The following is a 24,406-nucleotide window of genomic DNA, read 5'->3' on the forward strand; positions in this document are numbered from 1 at the left end:
TTCCTTATCATTCCGCACCCCGATTTTCGACGGTCGCTTATTCCTTACCCACACCAAACGTTTCGAGCAACCGGTCGGCGGCGGCATACGGGTCGGTCCCGCCATCGCTCGTTTCACGCAGCCTTTGGTCCAGCCGCCGTTCGAGTCCGCCGAGCGCCAGCTGGCGAACCTGATGAACGAACGTCTGCCGGAGCTTATCGCCGTATTTTCCGCTGGCGTGCAGGTAGGCCGCGTGGCTTTCGATCGCCGTCCAGAGGTCGTCGATACCCTGGCCCGTGAGCGCCTGCGTCATGGCCAATTCCGGAACCCAGCCTGGAAAACTGAGCATTTCCATCATCGAGCGAATCTCGCGGCGCAATTGATTCGCCATTGGATGATCGGCTTTGTTTATTACAAAGACGTCGGCAATCTCCATGATGCCGGCTTTAAGCACTTGTATCGAATCGCCGCTGCCCGGTTGCAAGGCGACCAGCACCGTCTGCGCCAATTCGGCGACTTCTATTTCGCTTTGCCCTACGCCGACGGTTTCGATCAGCACGACGTCCATGCCGAACGCGTCCATTAGCAGCACTGCGTCGATTGTCGCACCCGCGACGCCGCCCAAATGGCCGCGACTGGCCATCGAGCGGATGAAAACGTTGCGATCCGTAAAGTGTTCGGTCAGCCGAATGCGATCGCCAAGTAATGCGCCGTGCGAAAACGGTGACGTCGGGTCGACAGATACGACGCCGACGCTTTTTCCCAGCGACCGCGCTTTGCGCACCAGCGCCGACGAGAGCGTCGACTTTCCGACGCCGGGCGGACCGGTCAACCCGATCGTCTGGGCGCGGCCCGTGCTCGCGTACAAGCGATGGAATAGCTCCGCACCGCGCCCCGATTCGGCCCACGAAATCGCTCGCGCCAACGCCCGCGGTTTGCCCGCAAAGAACTCGCTCACGAGTGTGTCGGGTGTGTAGGATTTTACCAAAGCGTAGCTTGATTGCGAGCCGCCTGCCGCCCGGCCCTGCCCGGCGCTTTATCGCAGCGCTGGTCGTGGTGCTCTTTGCAATCGCACCGCTGAACGCCGCCGCACAGGCTCTGATCGTTCCGTTAACCGGTCGCAGAATTCACGATCTGCAAGCCGCTCAGCTGTTTCACACCCTTTTCAGCGATTTTTTCTACGAACGAGACGGAACCACGTACGTGCAGACCGGCGACATTCCGGCGATGTGGCTGCGCGATTCGTCGGCGCAGACCATCCCCTACATCCGATTCTACCGCGAGTTTCCGCAACTCCGCTCGCAGTTCGACGGCGTAATTCAGCGCAACGCGCGAAACGTTATCAAAGATCCGTATGCCAACGCGTTTCAGGCCAGCTATCACGTGTGGGAGCGCAAATGGGAAATCGACTCGCTGGCTTGGCCGGTCGTTCTTGCGTGGGTATACTGGCGGCAAACCGGCGACCGGCGCGTCTTTACGCCGCAGTTTCACGTCGCGTTGCGCAAGATCGTCGACACCTATGCCTGCGAACGCAATCATCCGCGATGCGGGCGATACAACTATCCGTATCACGTTTCGAGCAGCGACCGATATGCCGCTACGGGCATGATTTGGGGCGCGTTCCGGCCGTCCGACGACGCGGTACGATATCGCTTCAATATTCCGCAAAACGCATTGGCCGTTGTGGCGTTACGCGAAATCGACGTTCTCGCGCGCGTCGGGTATCGCGACGCCCGCTTGTCCGACGATGCGCGGTCCATGGCGGCCGGTGTCATGCGAGCGATCGAATTTTACGGCCGCTACTACGACTCGTCGCAGCACCAATGGACGTACGCATACGAAACTGACGGGTTCGGCCGGTATGCGGTATTGGACGATGCGAACATTCCCAACCTCATCACCCTGCCGTACATCGACTGGTGTTCCGCGCACGACCCGACATATCTAGCAGCGCGCGCCATGTCGCTCAGCCGGCGCGATCCGGATTATTACGAGGGGCGGTATGCCGCCGGCCTCGGGAGCGCGCATACGCCACCCAACTACGTGTGGCCGCTGGGCATCATCGGCCGCGCCCTTACCGCCACGAGCTCGGGCGAAGTCGCTGAAGCCGTCACGACCTTGGCCGAAACGGACGGCGAACTCGGAACGATTCACGAGAGTTTTTACGACGACGGATACTGGCGCTACACCCGCGACGAATTCGGATGGGCCAACGCCTTGGGCGCGGAGTTAACGTTTCGAACCCTCGCCGGTTACGGCTCGACGCAGTTCGATCCGGGCGGTCCGGTCTTGCCGCTCCAAACGCGCAGCGTTACTCCCGCACTCGTAACTCGACCCTACGAACAACTGCGGAATGCTGCAAAAATCGTAACGGCCCTCGGTCAACTGCTGCACCACCGCTAACGGCCAGAATGAGGCGGCCGACCCCATCGCCAAGTGCCGTAGCGACATGGATCAAGGATATTATCGCTATCCGACTATTGCCGGAGGCCGGATCGTCTTCGTGTGTGAGGACGACATATGGAGCGTTCCCGCCGGCGGGGGAACGGCCGCCCGCCTAACCGCCAGCTTTGGAAGTTGTTCGTTCCCTAGGCTGTCACCCGACGGCAGTACGATCGCGTTCGTTTCGACCGATGACGGTACGCCCGAAGTGTATTCGATGTCCGCGGACGGCGGCCAAGCGCGCCGTTTAACCTTTCTTGGATCCTCCTACGCCTCCGTATGCGGATGGAGCGTCGACGGACGCGAGATCTACTTCCTGGCTAACCCGACGACGTGGGACGAACAGCCGCGCGCGTTCGCAGTCGTTGCGGGCGAGTTACCGCGCGAACTGAATCTCGGACACGTGCGATCGATTTTACCGATCGGCGAAAAAGGCTTCGCGATCGGGCGCAACGCGACCGACCCGGCGCGTTGGAAGCGCTATCGCGGTGGAACGGCCGGCGAAATTTGGGTCGACGCCGAGGGAAGCGGAACGTTCTCGAAACTTCCCTTGCCGAACGGGAACCCGACCTGGCCGATGCCGGTCGCCGATCGCATTTACTTCTTAGCCGATCACGAAGGCATCGGCAACATTTATTCGTGCGCGTTCGACTGTGCCGACGTTCGCCGGCACACGCACGAGCCCGAATATTACGCTCGATTCCCCTCTACCGACGGCGAGCGCATCGTGTATTCGGCCGGCGGTGAGATCGCGTGTTTGGACGCCGCGACCAACGAAGTGCGCCGCATTTCGATCTCGACGCCCTCGACGGCGCCTCAAACGATTCGCCGCTTCGAAGAGGCCTCCGAATCGCTCGAGCATTTCGCACCGCATCCCGACGGAACGCGCTTGGCCTTCGTGTCGCGTGGCCAAGCGTTTGCGATGCCACTGTTCGACGGCGCGGTAACGCATCACGGGCCGGGAAGCAAAGCGCGGACGCGTCTGACCGAGTGGCTACACGACGGAAAGCGTTTCGCCACCGTGACGGATATTAACGGATACGAACAGATCGCCATTTACAATACCGGCTCGACCGGCGCACCGAAATTGGTCACGACCGGGGACATCGGTCGCGTTACCGATCTCAAGTGCTCGCCGACATCCGACGTGATCGCCTTCGCAAATCACCGGCACGAGCTGTGCTTCGTGGATGCCGACGACGGTAAGGTGCGCGTGGTCGATACGTCCCCGTCGCGTCGTATCCTAGACTTGGCGTTTTCGCCCGACGGCCGCTACCTAGCGTACGTATGGTGGCCGGCGCCCGAAACCTCGATCCTCCGCGTCGTGAAGGTGCGTTCGGGCAAAGTTCGCGACGTGACGACGGCGTTGCGAACGGACAAGTCTCCCTCGTGGGATCCCGAGGGCAAGTATCTGTATTTCATCTCGACGCGCGATTTCAATCCGGTGTACGACGCGCTGCAATTCGAGTTGAGCTTCCCGCAGGCGGGCCGCCCGTTCGCGGTGACCTTGCGCGAAGAAGTGCCGTCGCCGTTCGTGCCGGCGGCCAAACCGATCCATCGCGACCACGAGCACGATCGCGACGACAAAAAAGTAGATAAGCCGGCCGATATCGACATCGATTTCGACGGCATCACCGGACGCGTGTTAGGCTTTCCGGTCGACGAAGCCGATTACGGGCAGATCGTTGCGGTGCGCGGACGCGTGTTATTCACGCGCTTCGACATCAACGCGATCAAGCCGGTGCGACGCGAGGACCTCGATGACGATTCGAGCGGAACGTTACTGGCATACGACTTCGAGCAACAGCGTTCGGCGACGATCGCGACGCAATGCGACGAGATCCGGTTGGGAGCCGATGGGCGTACGTTGATGTATCGCGGCGACGATAAGCTGCGCGCGATCGACGCGCTCGGGGACTTACCTGAAGAAGGCGACGAGCCGAAGCCACCGTCGGAGCCTGGTCGCAAGAGCGGATGGATCGACTTAGAGCGCGCGCACGTCGAAATCGAGCCGCGCGACGAGTGGGCGCAAATGTACCGCGAAGCGTGGCGGCTGCAGACCGAACAGTTCTGGGTCGAAGACATGAGCGACATCGATTGGGACCGCGTGTTCGACCGCTACAATGCGGTGCTGCCGCGCGCTCGTACCCGTGGCGATCTGTCGGATCTCATCTGGGAAATGCAAGGCGAGCTCGGCACGTCGCACGCATACGAGTACGGTGGCGACTATCGCGTACCGCCGCAGTATCAGCGCGGCTTCTTGGGCGCGGATCTAACGTGGGACGACGATCGCGACGGATACCGGATCGACCGGATCTATCGCGGCGACTCGTGGAATCGCGAAGTCGATTCGCCGCTGGCCGAACCGGGCTTAGCGATTCACGAAGGCGACACCGTCGTCGCAATCGGCGGCAAACGATTGTCGCGCGATGTTCCCCCCGGGCGGTTACTCGTGAACGCGGCCGGCAAGCACGTGTCGCTGAGCATCGCGCCGCGCAAGGGCGACGAGCGCACCGTGCTGGTCAAGGCGCTCGAACGCGAAAATGCGTTGCGCTATCGCGCCTGGGTCGAAACGAATCGTGCGTTCGTACACGAGCGCACCAACGGTCGCGTCGGGTACCTCCACATTCCGGATATGGGTCCGTGGGGGTTCTCCGAGTTTCATCGCGGATATCTCGGCGAGTTCAACCGCGATGGTTTGCTCGTGGACGTGCGCTTCAACCGCGGCGGGCACATCTCGCCGCTGTTGCTCGAAAAACTCGCGCGCAAGCGCGTGGGATACGATCTGCCGCGCTACGGCGCCCCGGTTCCGTATCCGCCCGAATCGGTTGCCGGCCCGATCGTTGCGATGACCAATCAATACGCGGGTTCCGATGGGGACATCTTCAGCCACTGCTTCAAGCTGTACAAGCTGGGGCCGCTCGTCGGCAAACGCACCTGGGGTGGCGTTATCGGCATCGATCCGTACCATCACTTGGTCGACGGTACGTTGACCACGCAACCCGAATACTCGTTCTGGTTCGTCGACGCCGGATGGGGGGTCGAGAACTACGGAACCGATCCGGATTACGACGTCGACATCGCACCCCACGACTATCGCGACGGCAACGACCCGCAAATGGAGCTAGCGCTGCAACTGATGGAGAAGGCGCTCGGAGAACGGCGTGAAGTGAAGCCCGACCTCTCGACGCGTCCGTCGCTGCCGTTGCCGACTCTGACGTGATCCCGGCCCGGCCCACAGGCGATGCGACGCGTTTGCGTCGCCTGTGCGGCTTGGCGGCGTTCCTGCTACCGGCGATCGCCTATATCGCCGGCGCTTCGCACGAGCCCGCCGCGTGGGACACAGCCGAATTACAAGGCGTGCCCTATATCATGGGCATCGCGCATCCGACCGGCTTCCCATTCTACGTTTTACTCGGGTATGTATGGTCGCACGTGCTCGCGTTCGACTCGATCGCGTTCCGTCTCAACGCTTTGTGTGGAGTCGCCGGTGCGATTACCGCGTTAGCGGGCTATCTGGTCGCGCTCGAATTCGATGCGTGGCCACCGGTTGCGATGGTCGCTGCGTGGTGGTTTGCATTCGTCGAAGTCGTTTGGTCGCATTCGGTGCGTGCCGAAGCGCAGGTCGTTGCGGTAACGTGCGCCGCGCTCGCAATGCTGTCGTTCTTGCGATGGATGCGCAGCGGATCGGCAGCCGCGTTCGTGATGGCGTGGCTGCTATTCGGACTTGGCGTCGCATCCCATCCGAACGCGATATGGATCGCACCGGCGATGGTCGTGGGATGTTGTATCGCAGCGCAAAGGCCGTCGGGGCGACTCGCTTTGCTCGGTGGCGCAGTGGCGATCGCCGCCATCGGGCTATATCTGTATCTACCGTTACGCTCGGCGTATGTCGTGGCGCACGGACTCGATCCGACGCACGTCTTACGCGGTGCTGCCGGCGGTATTTTTTGGAATTACAACGATCCCAGCACCGCGACCGGCCTGTTCGCCGAGTTGAGCGGAAGCCAGTCCGGTGCGCCGGGGTATGCGTTGGCGTCGCTCAATCCACTGCGTCTGCAAGACGCGCTCTTGGCGTTTTTTGAAGCGATCGGCACAGGCTTCGGAGCGTTCGCGCTGATCGCGGTCGCTGTGGGCGCGGTCGCGATGTGGAAGCGCGATTGGAAAAGAACTGCCGTCCTCGTCTTCGCATGTTTGGCGGCGCTCGTTTTCTCCGTGACGTATGCGAACGAAGCCGATGTGTTCCGTTACCGGTTGTTGGGTACTTGGCTCGCCGTACCGTTGCTCGCGGCCGCATTGCCGAACCCGGTCGCGGCCGGCCGGCGATACGCGCTGCTGGGCGTTGCATATCTCGTTTTTCTATCGATCGGCGCCGGCAACGCGCTGTACGCGCGACGAAGTTATTTTCAGCACCGTAGTGGCGAGGGCGGCCGGTGGATCATCAACGCAGTGCGTCGGTACGTTCCACCCGGAGGTGTGGTGATCGTCGACGGCTGGTTGGACGCGACATCGTTAGGATACGGCGCCTACGCCGACCGTTCGCTGCCCGGACGCATCGTCGTTTCGGGTTATAACGCAGGGGACACGGGCCTCTATACCGTGTGGGCGAGCCAACGACCGGTGTTCGTTCTGACGAATCCGCAGAATATACCGCTCGTTCCGGGCGCGATCGGCGTCGCCCGGCTCGACGCGTATCACGAGCTGTTCCGCATCCGGCACTTACCATGAGGCCACGAACGGACCGCATTGCATGGATCGCGGCCGCAATCGTGTTCGTCGTGCACGCGGCCGGCAATCCGCACTACGGCTTCTTCCGCGACGAACTCTATTTCATTATTTGCGGGTTCCATCCAGCCTGGGGCTATGTGGATCAACCGCCGCTAACGCCGTTGCTAGCCGCCGGCTCGCAGTCGTTCGGGCACTCGCTGTTTCTCTTGCGTTTGATTCCAGCGGCGTTCGCCGGCGCCGGCGCTTATGTGACGTGCCGCCTCGCAGCCGAGTTAGGAGGCGACGCGTTCGCCGAGGCCGTGGCGGCGCTGACATACGGCTTTGCGGGCGTGCTCATGGCCTTCGGCACGAAGGTCGGCCCGGACATGGCGGGCCTGTGGCTGTGGCCGCTCATCGCACTCTACGCGATACGCATCGTCCGCGGCGTAGATCCACGCTGGTGGCTGGCGGCGGGCATCGCAGCCGGCGTAGCGTTCGAAACAAAGTACACGGTGGTGTTTTTTGCGCTCGCGCTCGTCGTGGGATTGTTACTCACACCGCACCGGCGCGTGCTATTTACGGGCTGGTTCGCCGCCGGCATCGGCGTAGCTGCGTCGATCGGATTGCCGAACGTTGCATGGCAAGCGTTCCATCATTTTCCGATGTACGAGTTGCTCAAGAACGGCCACGACGACAAGAACGTCCACGCGTCACCGGTTCTGTACGTCTTTCAACAGCTGCTGATTACGAATTTGCTTCTGTGGCCGGTGTGGGTCATCGGATTGATCGCGCTACTTCGCGACGCCGGCGTCCGGTTTCTCGGATACGCCTACGTGCTGCTGATGTTGATGATGCTCGTACTCGGCGGCAAAGACTACTATCCCGGCGACATCTATCCGATCCTGATCGCGGCGGGTGCGGTGGCGATTGCGGGATGGGTGCGACGGCCGGTTTGGCGCGCGGTCGTCGTGGTCTACGTCGTCGCCGGCGGACTGATCTTCACGCCGTTCAGCTTGCCGATACTGCCCGAGAATGCGATGGCGGCGTACGATGCGCACGTCGAAAACGCTCTCGGAGTTCATAAGTCGATGCTGCAAAACGAGAAAGGCGCGACCGCGACGCTCCCAAACGATTGGGCCGATATGCACGGCTGGCCGGAGCTCGCGCAGCAAGTCGCCACGGTGTATTACAGTCTGCGATCTGACGAGCAGGCGCGTGCCGGCATTTTTGCGAGCAATTACGGAGAGGCGTCCGCGATCAACTTCTTCGGACCTGCGTATGGACTGCCGACCGCAGTCTCGGGTCATAATAATTACTGGCTCTGGGGTCCGCACGGCTACGACGGCTCGGTGCTAATCGAAGTAGGCGGACACTGTTTCGCCGACGGCCATATCTATGCCAGCGCCATCGAAGCCGGACACTTCGACAACCCGTGGACGATGTCGTACGAGCAACACCAGCCGATCACCATTTGCCGCCGCCCCACGATGACGCTCCAAGCGTTGTGGCCGCAACTGAAAAACTACAACTAGACGGGACGAGCGTTCCAGCGCGAGGTGCCAGGCCTTTCGCGGCTAGCCCTAAAACGAACCAATCGTGCGATATCTTCTTTTGGCGATGCTGGCGGTTGGCGTGGCGACCGCGTTCGCGAGCGCCGACCCGGATCAAACCGCGGGATCGAACATCACGGTGACGAGCTGCCATGCGCAACTCGACCCGCCGCCGTTGCGTATCATCTATAAAAATACGGCTCCGCAAACCGTTACCGAAGTCGACTTCGACGTGCGCACTCCGGTCGGTCTCCTTACGTCGGTGCGCGACAAAGGCAAGATTGCCAACGGCGCGACCATCAATCACGTGTTCGCGTTGCCGAACGGAAGCTCGCCGCTCGGCTTGAGCCAGGTGAAATGCGAGGTCACGCTCGTGAAATACGCCGACGGCACGGTTTGGCCGAGCCCGTCACCGTCGCCCTAGATAACGCGCAAATCGTCGTGAATGGGAGCCGTCATGGACGATCTACAGCGCTGTAGCTGGGCGCGCAGCGACGAGATGAAGCGCTACCACGACCTGGAATGGGGCGTCCCGGTCCGCGACGATCGAACGCTGTTCGAGTTCCTTACGCTCGAAGGCGCGCAAGCCGGTTTGAGTTGGGAAACGATCTTGCGCAAACGCGACCGGTACCGCACCGTCTTCAACGAATTCGAACCCGAACGCGTCGCGCGTATGCGATCCACAACGATCGAGAAGATCCTCACCGATCCGGGTATCGTGCGCAATCGTGCCAAGGTGCTTTCGACCGTTTCGAATGCCAAGGCGTTTCTGGAGGTCGCACGCGAGCACGGTTCGTTTGCCGCCTTCGTTTGGCCGTTCGTCGGCGATCGCACGCAAGTCAACGCACCAGAAACATCGGCCGATCTACCCGTCACCAGCGACGAGGCGATCGCACTGAGCAAAGCGCTTCTTTCGCTTGGTTTCAAGTTCGTCGGTCCGACGATCTGTTATTCGTTCATGCAAGCCGTCGGGCTCGTCAACGACCACCTAACGTCGTGCTTTCGCTTTGCGGAGCTGACGGATCGATCGAGTGCAGCAGTTGCTGGTACGCGCGGGCGGAAAGGCCGCCGGGGCGCAGCGGCTCGATAATATCGTGCGATAGCGGCAAGCCGCGAATCGTTTCCCATTCCACCGCGTCGGGACGACGCTCGGACCAACGGTCGAAGAGCGTTCGAGTTGCACGGTTGTTGACGCTGGTCTCGCTCAGGTTGTTCACCAAAAGGATTCGCGCCGCTCGAGGGGCGCTACTTGCCGCGTCGCGTAGAACCTCCGACGCGATGTTCAACGCGTACGCGATCGAGTGCGTCGCGTAGCGCGGATATCCGTGCTCCGGCGTGTGACGGCCGCGCTGAATGGGATCCCACCATGCGAAGAAATTCGGGAGGCGAAGGACGAGTGCGCTCAGCGTCGGCGTCAGTGCACGCGGAAGCCACGCGATGCCGAGAAACGGTGCGATCGCAACGCATCGTTCGACGTCGAACCGCTGCGCCGCCCAAGCGGTCAATAAACCGCCGAGCGAAAATCCCGCAATCGTGACGCGCGACCCCAGTTCGCTTGCGACCGCGACGCACTCCGCGACGGCCTCCAACAATTCGTCAGGGCGAAGCCGTTCGAGCGACGTCGACATGCGATCGGCGTGTCCGTGGCGCGGCAGCCGCGGAACAACGACGTTATAACCCCGCGCGTGCAGGCCGTCCGCATAACGTACGAACTGCGCCGGGGTTGCGGTGAGACCGTGGAGCAACAACGCCACGCGCTCGCGCGGACCGTCGTGCAGTCGCACGATCGTACGGCCGTTCGTTTCGACGGCGGCGTGATCGCGCTCCAACAGGCGTTCGAGTCGTGGCCAAGAGGTGGGCAAGAGGGGCGTCCTTAAGTCAAAACACTCAGTGTTCCTCGAACGCGGGCGCAGCGCGCCCCCGCGGTCCCGGCCGACCAGCCGGTAAACACAAGCGGCGCCACGGAACGATATGGACACGATTTCAAGCCGCAGCCGCGAATTCATCGAACTCGAAGACCGCTATGGGGCCCACAATTACGAGCCGCTCGACTTGGTCGTCGACCGTGCCGAGGGCATTTGGCTGTACGACGTCGATGGAAAACGCTATCTCGACTGCGTGAGTGCGTACTCTGCCGTCAATCAGGGGCACGGACACCCGCGGATCCTCGCCGCGCTTGAGGCGCAAGCGCGCAAAGTAACGTTAACCTCGCGGGCGATGCGTAACGATCGGCTGCCGGGCTTCCTCGAAAAATTGACGCGCCTATGCGGATTCGACATGGCGTTGCCCACCAACACCGGCGTCGAGGCGGTCGAAACCGCCATCAAACTCGCTCGCCGCTGGGGCTACGACGTCAAAGGCATCGAGCCGGATGCGGCTGAGATCGTCGTCTTTTCGAATAATTTTCACGGGCGTACGATGTCGGCGATCAGCGCCAGTACGACGCCGCAGTATCGCAAGAGCTTCGGACCATTCGTCCCCGGCTTCGTGTCGGTGCCGTTCGGCGACATCGACGCGCTCGAACGCGCCCTTTCGCCGCGCACGTGCGCCGTACTGATCGAACCGATTCAAGGCGAAGGCGGCGTCAACGTTCCGCCCGACGGATTTATCAAGCGTGCTTGGGCCTTATGCCGCGAGCATCAAGCGTTGCTGCTCGCCGACGAGATCCAAACCGGATTCGGTCGAACCGGCGACATGTTCGCCTTTGCGCACGATAACATCAAGCCCGATGTCTTGATCGTCGGGAAAGCGCTGGGCGGCGGATTTTACCCGGTGTCGGCTACCCTTGCTTCGGAACCGATCATGAGCTTGTTCGGTCCGGGCGATCACGGCAGCACATTCGGCGGCAACCCGTTGGGCTGTGCGGTCGCCGAGGCGGCACTCGACGTCATCGTCGACGAAAATCTCGCCGCTCGTGCACGCTATGCCGGAGCGTCGATCATGCAGGGCTTGCGCGCGATGCGCTCGCCGCTGATCGTCGAAGTTCGCGGACGCGGGTTGTTGATCGGGATCGAGTTAACCATTCCGGCGCATCGCGTGTCGGATGAGCTGCTCGAACGTGGCATCGCTGCAAAAGACACGCAGGAAACGGTCTTACGCATCGCGCCGCCGTTGGTGATCGACGATGCCGCCGTCGAGTTGCTGCTCGACGGCGTCCACCAGGCACTCACGGCGCTGGCCTAAAGCCACGCCCCCTACGTCTTTGGCTTGATCACTTCCGACAAACGGTCTGTCGTGCCGTCGATGCGCACTAAGTGCGGATAGCGCGGCCCGTCGTAGTACGGAATGGAAATGGTGCGATACGTATCGCCATGCAGCAGCAGCAGATCGACCGGGCTGCGGTTGGTCCGCGCGGTTTGTAACGCATCGTAGAGTGCATCGCTCGAATACGAGCGACCGTTGACGGCGATGACTTTCGTATCGACTCCCAACCCCGCCGTCCACGCCGGCGATCCGAGACGAACGTCGTTGACCAGGCCGTCCGTGTTCGCTCCGAAGCCGAGCGAGAACCAAAAATTTCCCTTCGGCACGTCATGCGACGGAGTCGCAGTGTACACTAATTTCCAACCCTCGGCAGTAAAACCGTCCGGCGGATGCACGGCGATATCGTCGATCCAGGTCTTGAAGAAGCCGGCCCAATCGTAGGGCGCAACCGCATTCAAACCGGCGATGACGTCGTCGCGATCGTACGTTACGACGTCCGGCCCCGTGTCGCCGCCATTTCCAAAGAAGGCCTTCGCGAACGTGTCGAGTGACGATTTGTCGTTGGTTTGCTGACGGATGATGCTATCGACCTTAAGCCACATCAACTCCGCTTCGCTATAGAAATCTTCGCCGCGGCGTTCGGCACCGTAGCCGCGCGGCGCGCTATAGATAAATGGTCCGGACGTCGCGTCGTCGCCCAGCGAACGCCACTGCCGGCCCGGCTGATTATCGTAATACGCATAGAGTTGCGCGATGTGATCGGCGTACGTATCGGGTTTACGAATGCCGTCGCGCCACGACATGACGTTGCCGTAGTATTGCGTCATGCCTTCATACACCCACAGCAGTGAGTCGTCGTACGGAATCTGCAAATTCGACGGATATAATCCGGCCGGCATGCGGTACTTGCCGTCCCACGAATGATTGAATTCGTGCGATAGCAAATCGCCGCCGCGCTCGAATGCGACCGGGTTGGTGAGATAGTCGCCACCACCGCCGTCATCGCTCGACTCGTGATGCTCGATGCCTTCGCCCGGCAGCACATCCGACAGCGTCAACAAAAAGTTGTAGTTGCGCCAATGGCGCGCCCCATACATCGCAAGCATCTCGGCAACGAGCTTGCGATAGTGCGCGATCGTCGCGTCTGAAACGTTTAACTCTTCGGGCGTATCGGCAAACGCATTGAGATAGGCGCTTGCGTTTCCATTCTGCCACAGCAACCAGCGCCGATAATTGACGCCCGCATCCAGCGGCGCGTCGATCAGGTGCTCGAGCGAGACGTCAGCAAACGTCACGGCGTTCCCATCGCGACGTCCGCCCGGGAGCGCGGTCGCATATTGCCAGTTGGACGCGGGCAGCACGATCGTCGGCCGGAAGATCGTGTTCTGGATCGTGCCGGTGGATGGGTAGAGCAAGTTCTCATCCCACGTAACGACCAGCATGTTCGACGTCGCGACGCGCGACGACGAGTATCGTCCGAACGTCGCACCAAGGTAGGTGTCGTTGATTTCGATAGAACTAACACCGGCCGGCACATCGACGTCGATGGCGTACAGGTCGAGCGGCTGGCGTCGCCACGCCAGGTCCGTCCCACCGGCCCGAATCGTGAGTCCGGACAGATTTGCGATCGGGCCGACCGGCTGATGCTGTCCGGGAAGCCACTTCGGATAGTATAGTGTCAGCTTTCCGGGCCGAACCGGGATGATCTCGCGCGTCGTGACCACGTTCTGCGATGGTGCGGCCGACGTGTCCACCCGCAGAACGATTGGTTCGCCGGCCGCCTGAGCGCGTGCGGCGGCAAACGAAAAGACGACTGCAAAGGCGACCGGGACAAGGAAACGGCTAATACATCGCATGCGCCAATCTTCACGCTCCACCCGCTCCGTCCCCGGGCTTCGGTTCTCGCGCTACCCTAAGCGCGGGGCGGTCGTCCGACCGGGCAGCACCGCTCCCACTCGACGAGCTAACCTCGTTGTATAAGCGTTAAGAGCTTGGCCCGGTCTAAAAGATAAATGTGTCCGGCCTGCCGGCGTACGGCACCGAAAGCTTCCATCTCCGCCAACGCTCGACTGACGACTTCCTTTACGGTACCGGCAGAGGTAGCCAAGTCTGTTTGCGTCATCGACGGCAAATGCGCCGAGGCGAGGGTCAAACCATCGCCGGGAGATGCAAACGGCAACAACGCCGAAGCGACGCGTGCCGTTGAAGAAAGCTCGATGTGTGTGGTGTAACGCTCGATGGTTGCGCGCGCGTGTTGCGCTGCAGCTTGCTCGATATTTTTGGCGACGCACCGCTCGCGCTGCATAACCGCACGAAAGCGGTCGATCGGGATGAGCAACACCGCGGTTCCGGCGAGCACTGCGACGAACCGCAATGCGATTGCGCCACGGTCTAGCAACGCAAACTCGCCGAACGTATCGCCGGGAAACGCGTCGTAGACGGCTTGCGAGCGGCCCGTCGCGGTCGGAATTTGCGCCTGCACCATACCTCGATCGACCAGACCAATGTACGGCCAGTTGATGCGTTGCTCGACCACGCAGTGGTGTCGCTTGATGACGGCTCGGCGGGTGTAGTGCGCCAGATCGAGCACGGTGGCCTCACCCGCTCCAGCAAGCATGTTACTCTGCCGTAGCGTGTCCGCAATAGAATCGGCTATGTGAGCGACGCGTTCGATTCGCGCTTCCCACCGGCCGTCACCGATCTGTCGCTGGTTCCAAACGGTTTTCCCAGGGTAGCGTTGAGCGAACTCGGCTCGAAGCGGGCGCGGCTCGTGGTCGCTTACGACGGTGAGCGTGCGGCCTGGACTTAACGACTCGAACGTCGCAAAGATTCGTGCGTGACGCTCTTTCACTGGAATCGATCGTACGTCCAGTCTAACTTCCGCTTCGCCCATTATTGCTTTTGTCGCCGTAGATTGCAAGCACCGGTCGCTGCAAGCAGTCGCTGCTCGGCGTATCGTGAGGATATGCCGTACGTGATAACGGAACCCTGCATCGGTACCAAGGACCGCGGGTGCGTCGACGTGTGTCCGGTCGACTGCATCCAAGGCGGAGACGCGGACGAAATGCTCTACATAGATCCCGCGGTTTGCATCGACTGTGGCGCGTGCGTGTCTGCCTGCCCGGTCGAAGCCATTTATGCGGAAAGCGACGTCCCGGAACGTTGGACGCCCTTTATCGAAAAGAACGCCGCCTACTTTCGCGACCGCCCGGGTTAGCTAGCCGTGCGCGCGTGGATCCCGCCGCTTCCGCTCGTTTTCGGTATCATGTGTTTCGGGTTGTCGTGGCCGTTGCTCTTTGCGATCGCTCGATCTGGAACGTTCGGTGTGTCGTTTCTGGTGCTATCGTGGTTGCATCTCATCGCGTTGGGATGGATTACGTCGATTGCATTTGCAATTTTATTGCACGCCCTTCCGGCGTTCCTAGACGTACGGTGGAAGACGGCGACTGTCTGCCGAGCACTGCTGCCGCTATTCCTACTGGCCGTGTTTGTTTTGGTCGCCGGCTTCGCGAGCGCCGATCTGCGTTTGGTCCAATATGGCGCCGTGGCGACGGCATGCACCGTATTGGCATACCTGTCGTTGACGTTCGAACCGCTGGCTCGCGGAATTCGAAAGGGCGGCGCGACGGCGCTGGTGGCGCGCGCTTTTGCGGTGCCGTTCCTATGTCTGACCGCGACCGCCATGCTGGGCGGAATACTCGCGAATGCGCTGACCGGCCGATTGCCGCCGCACTTGCTACTACGCCTGCCCGCGGTTCATGCGCTGCTCGGCATCGGCGGGTGGCTAACCCTGTTGCTCCTAGGCGTGTGGGCACGCACGCTTGTCCCGATCGCCGACCCGAGACGCCGCTTCAAACCGTTGCACGTCGCGTCAGCGACGTTGTTGTTGACCGGGATCCTTTGTGCGGTGGTTGGCGCCGCCGTTGCGTCGGCGGCAATCGTGCGCGTGGGCCTGGGAATAGTGTTGGTCGGTCTGCTCTTTTTTGCGATCGACGTTGTGTACGTCGTGGCGCACGCGACGGTGCGCCACCGGCCGCCACAAGTGCTTATGGCGACGTCGGCCGTATGCGCAGTCGCCGCGGGCGTTTTCGCCTTAGTTGGCGGATGGTTCTCACCGGCGTACTCGGTCGCCGTCTACATCGCTCTAACTGGTCTCCTGGGTTGTGCCGTTATCGCGCACATCCACCACATCGGCGTGCGCGTGCTGCTGACGCTCGTTCTCGGAGATGATGACGACACGCGCCCGGATTGCGTACTGGATGGCAGATTGTCGTGGATTACCGTTGGCGCGTACCAGGCCGCCGTGCTAGTCGGTGCGGCGGGGGTTGCCCGTGCGAATGCCGCACTGCTCGAAGCCGCTTCCGTCACGGGCTTCGCCGCCTTCGTTTGTATCGTAGCGAACGCGGTCGTTGCATATCGGAGTGCGAAAACGCGGCGAAGGATCTCAAGAAGCGCTAAAGACGTTTGTCTGAATTAGAATAGGACGGGAGTCAATGCTGCACCTCGCTGCGAGCGATACTCTGGGAGTATGATCGCCACGGCGCCGGTACAGATTGAGGGACACGTTCATCCGGAACCGGCCGGGTTTATTCGCCGCTACGTTTTTTCCACCGATCATAAAATCATTGGAATTCAATACATCATAACCGGATTGATCTTTTTCGCACTTGGCGGCCTGCTCGCCGAAACGATCCGGACGCAGCTGCTGCATGCCAACGGCGGGTTCGTATCGACCGCCACGTACAACGAAGTGTACACCATTCACGGAAGCACGATGGTTTGGCTGGTCGTCATTCCGCTGCTGACCGGGGGTTTCGGCAATCTCATCATGCCGTTGCAGATAGGCGCGCGCGACGTCGCGTTCCCATGGCTTAACATGCTGGCCTTCTGGATATTTCCCGTCGCCGGACTGATGCTGTATTCGTCCTTCCTGATCGGAGCGCCGACCGCGGGATGGACCGAGTATCCGCCGATCTCGCTGCAAGGCGGTGCCGGCACCTCGATGTGGGCGGCGGCAATTTTCTTAGTTGGAATCGGTTCGACGATGACTGGCCTAAACTTCATCGTCACGATTCTCAAACTGCGCGCCCCGGGAATGACCTTAACGCGAATGCCACTCTTCGTATGGGGACAGCTCGCAACCGCGCCGATGTTGATGATTGCAACCACCGCGTTATCCGCGGCGTTGGGCGCATTATTTCTCGAACGGCAGTTCGGCATTCCATTTTTCGATCCGGCAAAGGGCGGAAGCCCCGTACTCTGGCAACACATGTTCTGGTTTTATTCGCACCCGGCCGTCTACATCATGATTATCCCGGCCTTCGGAATGATATCCGAGATCCTCCCTACGTTCTCGCGTAAGCCGATTTTCGGATACAAGCTCATCGCGTTTTCCTCCATGGCGATCGCTTTGGCCAGCTTCTTGGTTTGGGCGCATCATATGTTTACGTCTGGGCTGGCGCCGTACTTGCAGTTGCCGTTCATGATCATCACCTTTATCATCGGTATTCCGACCGGCATAAAGATCTTCTCTTGGACGGCGACCTTGTGGGGCGGCAAACTGCATTTCACGACCGCGATGCTCTTTGCGATCGGGTTCGTGGCGCTGTTTACCTGCGGCGGCATCACGGGTGTCTTTTTGGCGGCCGTTCCCTACGATTTAGACGTGCACGGTACGTATTTCGTCGTCGCCCATTTCCATTACGTACTGGTCGGCGGAAGCATGATGGGCATCTTTGCCGGCATGTATTATTGGTTTCCGAAAATGTCGGGTCGACTGCTGAATGAAACGATTGGCAAGTGGCACTTCGCGCTATTCTTTCTCGGCTTTAACGGCACGTTTCTCCCCCAGCATTGGCTCGGCGTGATGGGCATGCCGCGGTGGGTGGCCACGTACGATCCGCAGTTCGAGTTTTGGAATCGCTTTTCGTCGATCTCCTCGTACGTTATGGGCGTCGGCGTGCTGTTGTTTTTTGCGAACCTCGTCTGGAGCGTACGGTACGGCAAGAAGTCCGGCTCCAATCCGTGGGGCGCCCGCACGTTAGAATGGCAGATCGCGTCGCCACCGCCGTATTACAATTTTGCTCGGATCCCGACCGTATACGGTTTACCGTACGACTACTCTCAGCCGCTTCCGTACCGAGATTTCGAACCCACGTCTCCCTAAGGCAGCAGTTTTTCTCCGCCGGCGGACGCTTGCCAGATGGCCAATAGCGCCTCCAACGCCGGCGGCGTCAGCCGCTCTTTCGGCCCGCGGGCGACTGCCGAACCACCCGTGGGCCCTCAGCAATACGATGGCGTACTGCTTCTGGCGCGATTCGCGACGTTGACACCACCCCCAGGCGGCGTGATATCATCTGCGAGCCGAAGCAGCGGTCCACGGCCTAGCCGTTCCGCTCACCGGATGCCCAAGGGCGATCCGGTCTTCACTCGAGGAAGTCGCCGGCCGGCTTTCGCGTGGTGGGGAGTTGCCGAGGCAACGCCCTTTTTTCTTTTTCTGGAGATATGCCATAGCACGACCGCTCCGCATCAACGATCAAATCCGCATTCGTTCGGTCCGCGTGATCGACGATAACGGCGAACAGCTTGGAATCATGGCGACCGAGGACGCCCTTGCGCGCGCTCGCGGCGCCGGGCTCGACCTGATCGAGGTCTCGCCCAACGCCCAGCCGCCGGTGTGCAAGATCGCCGACTATGGACGACTGAAATACGAACAGTCGAAGAAAGATAAGGACGCTCGCAAGAAGCAGCGCCACTTCGAACTCAAGGAAGTCAAGTTGCGTCCGAAAATCGAGACGCACGACTACGAGACGAAGGCGCGCATGGCAGAGCGCCTGCTGATCGACGGAAGCAAGATCAAAGTGACGATCATGTTTCGCGGACGCGAGATCACGTACACGAGCTTCGGGCGCCGGCTGCTCGATCGAATGGCGGAAGATATGTCTCCGCTCGCAACGCTCGAACGCGAAGCCCGCCTCGAGGGGCGGAATATGTTCATGATTCTGGCGCCGCGAGCGGTGCCCACCGGACCACCGAAGTTCTCGCCCCTCGGGCGTGAGAAGGACGCCGAGCCGGTGGAAGAGTCCGATGACGCAGACCTCGACGACAATCTCGACGACCACGAACTATTGGAGGAACAGACCAGTGCCCAAGATACGAACTCACCGGGGAACGGCCAAACGCGTCAAAGTGACGGGGACCGGGAAAGTTCTCCATCGCCATCAATTTAGCGGCTGCGGTCACATCCTCAGCAAGAAGACGCGTAAGCGCAAGCGCAACTTCCGTAAAGACCAACCGACCTTCAAAGGCGATCTGAAGCGCTTGGCGCCGACGATTCCGTACCTGGTATAAGGGGGCTGCGTCATGGCAAGAATTAAGCGAGGAGTCCACGGTCTCAAGCATCGCCGCAAGGTGATGAAGCTGGTCAAAGGCTTCCGCGCCGCCCGCCGACGCAACTACCGCGTCGCGAACGAAGCGCTGCTCAAGTCGCTGGCCTACGCGTTCCGCGACCGCCGCGTCCGCAAACGTGAGTTCCGTTCGCTGTGGATCAGCCGTATCAACGCGGCCGTGCGCAGCGAGGGTCTGTCGTACTCGGTCTTCATGAACGGCCTGAAGAAGTCGGGCGTCACCGTCAACCGAAAGGCCCTTGCCGACCTGGCCGTGTCGGATCGCGCCGCCTTCGGCTCGCTTATGAACCTAGCGAAGCAGGCCGTCGGGAAGTAGCTCCGGACGGCTGATCTGCAAAGCGGCGTGTTGCCTTCCGAGGCTATGCGCCGCTTAGCATCTAACCTTCTGCCATGAACCTTCGAGCCTTTGCGTTTTTTGCATGGCTGGCCGGCGCTATGCTGGCCGGCTCCATTGTGATGCCCGCGCAGGCGGCACCGACCCGGCCGGCCCACGCTCCGGGGTTCGAATCGCGGGTCGCGACGCTGGCCCAGCGCGAGGTCGCCGAAGGCAGGACGCCGGGCATGGCCATCGCTGTCGTCCGGGACGGCGCACTCGTCTACTCGCACGGGTTCGGCTACGCCAACATCGCGCACCACGTGCAGGTCACGGCCGACACCGAGTTTTTTGCCGCCGGTATCACACGCCAGTTTACTGCGGCCGCCGTGTTGCTGCTGGTTCAGGACGGCAAGCTGCGGCTCGACGATAAGGTCGACAAATACGTGCCGGCGCTGCATGTTGCAGCGGATGTGAGCCTCGGCCAGCTGCTCACGCAAACGTCCGGCCTTCCGGTACCCAGCGGTTTGACGGCGCCGCTCGACGATTTCACCCGTTCCGTTCGCGCGGCCGATCTGATCGCGGCAGTCGATCAGTTGAAACCGGCCTCCCCGCCGGGTAGCGTCTACGCCGATAATCCGCTGAATTTTCTGGTGGCGGGCATGATCGTCGAGAACGTTTCGGGCGAGCCGCTCTCCGATTTTCTGCAACAGCGAATTTTCGTACCGCTGGTAATGGAACACACGTTTTTGGCGGGCGACACCGGCATTTCGCCGAGCGTCGCGACGGGATATACCAAAGCTGCGCGCGGCGGTCCGTTCGAGACTGCCAAACCGTTCGATCCCGCTTGGCTCGCCGGCGATCGCGGGCTCGTAACAACGGTCGGGGATCTCGCAAAATGGGACGTCGAAATGCCGATCCTCTTGCGCGACGACGCCGTTCGAACGATGTTTACGGCCGCCGCCACATCGCAAGCCACGCAGTACGGTATGGGTTGGGTCATCGATCGTCGCGGCGGTGGTCGCTACGCATGGTACGCCGATCAGACTCCAGGTTATTCCGCCGCAAATGCGTTGTTGCTAGATCGCCACGACGCCGTCATCGTGCTAGCCAACACCGATTCGCTGAATGGAGGACGCGTGGTCGCGCCGATCGACGTCGCATCGCACGTCTTAGATGCGTTCGATCCCGCTCAAACGGCAAATCTCGACAACGCGGTGATCGCGCGCGTTCGCGAATGGCTGCAGCGCCTCGCCGATAAGAACATCGACCGGACGGAATTAACGCCGTCGTTTAGCCGGTATCTCAGCGATCAAGTCGTATCGCGCGCGGATGTTGCCGCACTCGGAAAACTGCAAAGCATCGTGCCCGTTTCAAGTTCGCAACAGACCAATGGCGACACGCAATACGTGCTTTTGGTTCGATTTGCTAAAGCCCAATATCACTGCCGGTTCGCGGTAACCGCCGACGGCAAAATCGACGGCCTCTATCTGGTGAACTGAGGAGCTTACTCCTCGCCTTCCGCTAAGCGGCGCCCAGTCGCCTCGACGACTTTGCCGAGCATCGTGACGGCCTCGGCGCGCGTCGCGTTGCTAAACATATAACGCAATCGCTCGTCGGCATCCTCAACCACCAACACCGCGCGGCGGCCGGAACGAACTGCGGCGATTAACGACGTTAGATAGGCTTCGTCTTCAGGTGCGAGTGCCGTTTCTCCATCGGCACGACCGGCATACAACAGTCGTTTGAGAACGGCGTCGATATCGCTCGGTATTTCCACGAGGTCCCTCCAACGCGGATGCTCGCGTCGTAGCAACTCGACGCGAAACGATGACTACGGTCTACGACCGAGTCGTCCCGCTTCGCAGTTCGTTGTCTCGCGCCTTCAACCACAGCAACGCGAGCGCCGTTTTCGCGTCGCATACTCGCTCGGTAACCAAGCGCCACGCTTGGTCGACCGAAATCTCTCGTACGTCAATTCGCTCGTCCTCATCGAGCGCCCGTGCGCCTTGCACTAAATCGTGCGCCACGAACACGTGTACGACTTCGTCGCAAAATCCGGGCGTCGGATAGATCGACGCAAGCAGCTCGATCCGCGCGGCCCTGTAGCCCGTCTCCTCACGCAATTCGCGCAACGCTGCGTCTCGCGCATCTTCACCTGGATCGACCGCTCCGGCCGGCAATTCCCATACGTACTGGCCAACGGCGTGACGGTACTGTCGCACGAGCACGATCGAACCGTCGTCCTGCAACGCCGCGATTGCGACCGAACCACCGTGCTCCACGACGTCGATGCGGTGCGGTGGTTCGGAGGCGTATTGAATCTCGTCGACGCGGACATCGAAGACGCGTCCTTCGTACGCCGGGCGAGAAGAAACGACGCGTACCGATTCGGGCATTCTCGCGCTGTTGGCGGAACCTCGCTGCCCCGCCTCGTAGCACGTGGAGTGAAGCCTGCGCGCTCCTCGATTGCCGTGGAAATCGGATGGCTGGCGTATTTTTTGGCGGTGTTTGCGATCGCCGTTTACGCCATGGTCATTTTCGTGGTTCCGCATCATTTCAACGATAAGGTCGCGATCGCGGTGGCCGGGCTTTTTGCAGCGCTGGTGCTGATCGCGACGCGCGCTAAATTCGGACGGCCTCCGCCGCCGTGATCGCCCCGCTTGGAGCGCAGTCGGATCGGTTGACCCGCGTCGCATCGCTCAAGACCGCCAAGGGCCGCCGTCGGCACAAGCAATTTGCTTTTGAAGGCCCGACCTTGCTGGACGAAGCGTTGCGCGCCGGAACGCCGATCGACGAGCTGTACGTCACGCAAGCCGCGCTCGATGCCCACTCGGACCTCACCGAACGGGCGTCCGGCATTCCCGTTCACATCGTAAGCGAACGCAGCTTTGCGAAGATTTCAGACGTCGAAACGCCGGCCGGTCTGCTGGCGGTGGCTCACGCGAAACAAGCCCCGTTGGAGGCATTGCTGGACGGCGCGGGGTTGGTAGCCGTGCTTGCCGGCCTGAACGACCCGGGCAATGCCGGCACCCTCCTTCGCTCGGCCGACGCGTTCGAGGCGCGCGGCGCGGTTTTTGGCGATGGCGGGGTGGATCCGTTTTCGCCCAAAGTGGTGCGGGCCGGTATGGGCGCATTTTTCCGCCTCAAGATCGCCGTCGCGACGCCCGACGGTTTCGCCCAGGCGGCCGCGTCGAGCGGTTTCACTGCGATCGGCCTTCGGGCGGGCGCACAGCCTCTCCACGAGGTCGATTGGCCGGAACGAACCGCGATGGTCGTCGGCCACGAACGCCGCGGGCTGGGGGCCTGGGAGGCGCTTTGCGAGCGTTTCGCCGGCATCCCGATCGGTGGCGCGGCGGAGAGTCTTAACGCAGCAGTCGCGGGCTCGATTGCTTTCTACGAGGTCGCTCGGTCTGGCGGAAAACGGCTCATCTGAGAATTTGTCAAGAGAGCGGTTTCGGCCCAAAAAGTCAAGACTACCCGGGTAAAAACCTGCGTGCTATACTCACGACATTCCTCGACCCGGCCGCACGGAATCGACGGCTAACAAGGAGACCGAAGCGCCAATGACCGCTACTTTCTTCTGGAAACTTTTCTCTCAAACGGGTTCGATCGATGCCTACCTGGCATATCGCCAGATACCCCCGGCAACGAGTCCGAGCTGACGACCGGAGAAGTCAGCGTCAGCTTTGAAAACGCCCGGTAGAATGAACACCGGGCGTTTTCAAATTGTGCCGCCCGCACGCACGCGAAATGGAGCATCGTGAACGGGCTGGAGATGAGTCTCAAAGACGTACGGCAGCGATTCGCCACAACCATCGAACGCGCCGAAGACGAGCGGGCACTCGAAGCCGCGCGCGTCGCGTACTTGGGGCGCAGCGGAGAAGTCACCAACGTGCGCCGGCAAATCGGTGCGCTGCCGCCGTCCGAACGGCCCGACGCCGGGCGCGTCATCAACGAGGCCGTGGCGGCGATGGAGGCGATGCTCGACGACGCAGCTGCCGTGCAGCGCAACCGCGCGCTCGAGTCGCAGTTGGAAGAATCGATCGACGTCACGTTCCCGGCGATTCGACCGGCCGAAGGATCGATTTCCCCGCTCCGGCGTGTGGTCGAAGATGTGTGCGCGTATTTTCGTTCGCACGGCTTCGCAATCGTTACCGGTCCCGAAGTCGAGCCGGACTATTATAATTTCGACGCGTTGAATATTCCGCCGGATCATCCGGCGCGCGAAGGATTCGACTCGTTCTGGCTCACCGATTCGCTGCTGCTGCGGCCGCACACATCGCCGGTGCAAGTGCGCACCATGCAACAGCATCGACCGCCGATCGCGATCATCGCGCCGGGGCGTTGCTACCGTCGCGATGCAGTCGACGCGCGCCATCTGTTCCAGTTCCACCAGATCGAAGGACTGATGGTGGCAGAGGGCGTGCACTTCGGGCATCTCAAAGGAATGCTGGAAGCAATGTGCCGCGAGCTGTTCGGCCCGGCGCAGAACGTTCGTTTCCGGCCGTCGTTCTTTCCCTTCACCGAACCGAGCGCTGAGGTCGACACGACGTGTCCGCGCTGCGGAGGCCACGCGCAAACCTGCGGTATGTGCGGAGGTTCGGGTTGGATCGAACTCGGCGGGTGCGGAATGGTGCATCCGTCGGTGTTGCGTTACGTGAACTACGATCCCGAAACGTACACCGGTTGGGCCTTCGGATTTGGAGTCGAACGATTGGCGTTGGCGCGATACGAGGTCGACGACATCCGCCGATTCATCAACTCCGATCCCGCTTTTCTCGCCGCACTGCAGTAAGGAAGTC

The 24,406-nt window shown here is 61.3% G+C and carries 23 protein-coding genes; 17 read left to right on the forward strand and 6 right to left on the reverse strand.

Annotated elements, in window-relative coordinates:
* Positions 1 to 37: 37 nt before the first annotated feature.
* On the reverse strand, positions 38 to 967 hold the full coding sequence (meaB, locus tag VGF98_10460; protein HEY1682047.1) for a methylmalonyl Co-A mutase-associated GTPase MeaB: 930 nt from the start codon (positions 965 to 967) through the stop codon (positions 38 to 40).
* 8 nt (positions 968 to 975) lie between these two features.
* Here meaB and VGF98_10465 point away from each other — a divergent pair, with 8 nt between their 5' ends.
* The 6 genes from VGF98_10465 (at position 976) to VGF98_10490 (ending at position 9,768) form a co-directional block, all read left to right on the forward strand.
* The gene (locus VGF98_10465; protein HEY1682048.1) at positions 976 to 2,382 is read left to right on the forward strand and encodes a glycoside hydrolase family 125 protein; all 1,407 of its coding nucleotides are present in this window, start codon (positions 976 to 978) and stop codon (positions 2,380 to 2,382) included.
* Positions 2,383 to 2,428: 46 nt separating this feature from the next.
* Complete coding sequence (locus VGF98_10470; GenBank protein ID HEY1682049.1) at positions 2,429 to 5,644, forward strand: PDZ domain-containing protein; 3,216 nt, start codon at positions 2,429 to 2,431, stop codon at positions 5,642 to 5,644.
* Positions 5,645 to 5,676: 32 nt separating this feature from the next.
* On the forward strand, positions 5,677 to 7,149 hold the full coding sequence (locus VGF98_10475) for a DUF2723 domain-containing protein (GenBank protein ID HEY1682050.1): 1,473 nt from the start codon (positions 5,677 to 5,679) through the stop codon (positions 7,147 to 7,149).
* A complete protein-coding gene (locus VGF98_10480) occupies positions 7,146 to 8,660 on the forward strand; it encodes a glycosyltransferase family 39 protein (protein ID HEY1682051.1) in 1,515 nt (504 codons plus the stop codon). Before VGF98_10475 ends, VGF98_10480 begins: the two co-directional genes overlap by 4 nt.
* A gap of 64 nt (positions 8,661 to 8,724) precedes the next feature.
* Positions 8,725 to 9,102 carry a hypothetical protein gene (locus VGF98_10485; protein HEY1682052.1) on the forward strand — a complete coding sequence of 126 codons (378 nt, stop codon included), beginning with the start codon at positions 8,725 to 8,727 and terminating at the stop codon, positions 9,100 to 9,102.
* A gap of 33 nt (positions 9,103 to 9,135) precedes the next feature.
* Entirely contained in the window at positions 9,136 to 9,768 is a 633-nt protein-coding gene (locus VGF98_10490) for a DNA-3-methyladenine glycosylase I (protein HEY1682053.1), read from the forward strand.
* Here the strand turns inward: VGF98_10490 and VGF98_10495 are convergent.
* On the reverse strand, positions 9,656 to 10,540 hold the full coding sequence (locus VGF98_10495; protein HEY1682054.1) for an alpha/beta fold hydrolase: 885 nt from the start codon (positions 10,538 to 10,540) through the stop codon (positions 9,656 to 9,658). The two genes, VGF98_10490 and VGF98_10495, sit on opposite strands and share 113 nt — an antisense overlap.
* A gap of 109 nt (positions 10,541 to 10,649) precedes the next feature.
* Here VGF98_10495 and rocD point away from each other — a divergent pair, with 109 nt between their 5' ends.
* On the forward strand, positions 10,650 to 11,861 hold the full coding sequence (gene rocD, locus VGF98_10500) for an ornithine--oxo-acid transaminase (protein HEY1682055.1): 1,212 nt from the start codon (positions 10,650 to 10,652) through the stop codon (positions 11,859 to 11,861).
* Between the two features lie 11 nt (positions 11,862 to 11,872).
* Here rocD and VGF98_10505 read toward each other — a convergent pair whose 3' ends face one another.
* Both VGF98_10505 and VGF98_10510 read right to left on the reverse strand, forming a co-directional pair.
* Positions 11,873 to 13,738 carry a hypothetical protein gene (locus tag VGF98_10505; protein ID HEY1682056.1) on the reverse strand — a complete coding sequence of 622 codons (1,866 nt, stop codon included), beginning with the start codon at positions 13,736 to 13,738 and terminating at the stop codon, positions 11,873 to 11,875.
* A gap of 107 nt (positions 13,739 to 13,845) precedes the next feature.
* Positions 13,846 to 14,775 carry a DUF2249 domain-containing protein gene (locus VGF98_10510; GenBank protein ID HEY1682057.1) on the reverse strand — a complete coding sequence of 310 codons (930 nt, stop codon included), beginning with the start codon at positions 14,773 to 14,775 and terminating at the stop codon, positions 13,846 to 13,848.
* 72 nt (positions 14,776 to 14,847) lie between these two features.
* Between VGF98_10510 and VGF98_10515 the strand changes: the two genes are divergently transcribed.
* The 7 genes from VGF98_10515 (at position 14,848) to VGF98_10545 (ending at position 21,103) form a co-directional block, all read left to right on the forward strand.
* Positions 14,848 to 15,099 carry a ferredoxin family protein gene (locus VGF98_10515; GenBank protein HEY1682058.1) on the forward strand — a complete coding sequence of 84 codons (252 nt, stop codon included), beginning with the start codon at positions 14,848 to 14,850 and terminating at the stop codon, positions 15,097 to 15,099.
* A 6-nt stretch (positions 15,100 to 15,105) separates the two neighbouring features.
* The gene (locus VGF98_10520; protein HEY1682059.1) at positions 15,106 to 16,359 is read left to right on the forward strand and encodes a hypothetical protein; all 1,254 of its coding nucleotides are present in this window, start codon (positions 15,106 to 15,108) and stop codon (positions 16,357 to 16,359) included.
* 51 nt (positions 16,360 to 16,410) lie between these two features.
* On the forward strand, positions 16,411 to 18,048 hold the full coding sequence (ctaD, locus tag VGF98_10525) for a cytochrome c oxidase subunit I (protein HEY1682060.1): 1,638 nt from the start codon (positions 16,411 to 16,413) through the stop codon (positions 18,046 to 18,048).
* A 301-nt stretch (positions 18,049 to 18,349) separates the two neighbouring features.
* Entirely contained in the window at positions 18,350 to 19,111 is a 762-nt protein-coding gene (gene infC / locus VGF98_10530) for a translation initiation factor IF-3 (protein ID HEY1682061.1), read from the forward strand.
* Entirely contained in the window at positions 19,071 to 19,232 is a 162-nt protein-coding gene (locus tag VGF98_10535) for a 50S ribosomal protein L35 (GenBank protein HEY1682062.1), read from the forward strand. The genes infC and VGF98_10535 overlap by 41 nt, the downstream gene beginning before the upstream one ends.
* Before the next feature lie 12 nt (positions 19,233 to 19,244).
* Positions 19,245 to 19,604, forward strand: a complete 360-nt coding sequence (rplT, locus tag VGF98_10540; GenBank protein ID HEY1682063.1) for a 50S ribosomal protein L20 — start codon at positions 19,245 to 19,247, stop codon at positions 19,602 to 19,604.
* Positions 19,605 to 19,678: 74 nt separating this feature from the next.
* Positions 19,679 to 21,103, forward strand: a complete 1,425-nt coding sequence (locus tag VGF98_10545) for a serine hydrolase domain-containing protein (protein HEY1682064.1) — start codon at positions 19,679 to 19,681, stop codon at positions 21,101 to 21,103.
* Positions 21,104 to 21,108: 5 nt separating this feature from the next.
* On the opposite strand, the gene VGF98_10550 is transcribed toward VGF98_10545, so the two are convergent.
* Both VGF98_10550 and VGF98_10555 read right to left on the reverse strand, forming a co-directional pair.
* Positions 21,109 to 21,381 carry a hypothetical protein gene (locus VGF98_10550; GenBank protein ID HEY1682065.1) on the reverse strand — a complete coding sequence of 91 codons (273 nt, stop codon included), beginning with the start codon at positions 21,379 to 21,381 and terminating at the stop codon, positions 21,109 to 21,111.
* Between the two features lie 61 nt (positions 21,382 to 21,442).
* A complete protein-coding gene (locus VGF98_10555; GenBank protein ID HEY1682066.1) occupies positions 21,443 to 22,000 on the reverse strand; it encodes an NUDIX hydrolase in 558 nt (185 codons plus the stop codon).
* A gap of 48 nt (positions 22,001 to 22,048) precedes the next feature.
* Between VGF98_10555 and VGF98_10560 the strand changes: the two genes are divergently transcribed.
* The 3 genes from VGF98_10560 (at position 22,049) to pheS (ending at position 24,399) form a co-directional block, all read left to right on the forward strand.
* Positions 22,049 to 22,255, forward strand: coding sequence for a hypothetical protein (locus VGF98_10560; protein HEY1682067.1), 207 nt, complete (start codon positions 22,049 to 22,051; stop codon positions 22,253 to 22,255).
* Complete coding sequence (locus VGF98_10565) at positions 22,252 to 23,037, forward strand: RNA methyltransferase (GenBank protein ID HEY1682068.1); 786 nt, start codon at positions 22,252 to 22,254, stop codon at positions 23,035 to 23,037. Before VGF98_10560 ends, VGF98_10565 begins: the two co-directional genes overlap by 4 nt.
* 327 nt (positions 23,038 to 23,364) lie before the next feature.
* Entirely contained in the window at positions 23,365 to 24,399 is a 1,035-nt protein-coding gene (gene pheS, locus VGF98_10570; GenBank protein HEY1682069.1) for a phenylalanine--tRNA ligase subunit alpha, read from the forward strand.
* The last annotated feature ends 7 nt before the right edge of the window (positions 24,400 to 24,406 follow it).

The organism is Candidatus Tumulicola sp. (assembly GCA_036490475.1).
Lineage (GTDB): Bacteria > Vulcanimicrobiota > Vulcanimicrobiia > Vulcanimicrobiales > Vulcanimicrobiaceae > Tumulicola.

Bases quoted from the DNA above. Each gene is read 5' to 3' on its own strand.
- VGF98_10470 (HEY1682049.1), top strand. From the start codon at position 2,429: ATGGATCAAGGATATTATCGCTATCCGACTATTGCCGGAGGCCGGATC.
- VGF98_10480 (HEY1682051.1), top strand. From the start codon at position 7,146: ATGAGGCCACGAACGGACCGCATTGCATGGATCGCGGCCGCAATCGTG.
- VGF98_10490 (HEY1682053.1), top strand. From the start codon at position 9,136: ATGGACGATCTACAGCGCTGTAGCTGGGCGCGCAGCGACGAGATGAAG.
- rocD (HEY1682055.1), top strand. From the start codon at position 10,650: ATGGACACGATTTCAAGCCGCAGCCGCGAATTCATCGAACTCGAAGAC.
- VGF98_10505 (HEY1682056.1), bottom strand. From the start codon at position 13,738: ATGCGATGTATTAGCCGTTTCCTTGTCCCGGTCGCCTTTGCAGTCGTC.
- VGF98_10510 (HEY1682057.1), bottom strand. From the start codon at position 14,775: ATGGGCGAAGCGGAAGTTAGACTGGACGTACGATCGATTCCAGTGAAA.
- VGF98_10515 (HEY1682058.1), top strand. From the start codon at position 14,848: ATGCCGTACGTGATAACGGAACCCTGCATCGGTACCAAGGACCGCGGG.
- ctaD (HEY1682060.1), top strand. From the start codon at position 16,411: ATGATCGCCACGGCGCCGGTACAGATTGAGGGACACGTTCATCCGGAA.
- rplT (HEY1682063.1), top strand. From the start codon at position 19,245: ATGGCAAGAATTAAGCGAGGAGTCCACGGTCTCAAGCATCGCCGCAAG.
- VGF98_10545 (HEY1682064.1), top strand. From the start codon at position 19,679: ATGAACCTTCGAGCCTTTGCGTTTTTTGCATGGCTGGCCGGCGCTATG.
- VGF98_10555 (HEY1682066.1), bottom strand. From the start codon at position 22,000: ATGCCCGAATCGGTACGCGTCGTTTCTTCTCGCCCGGCGTACGAAGGA.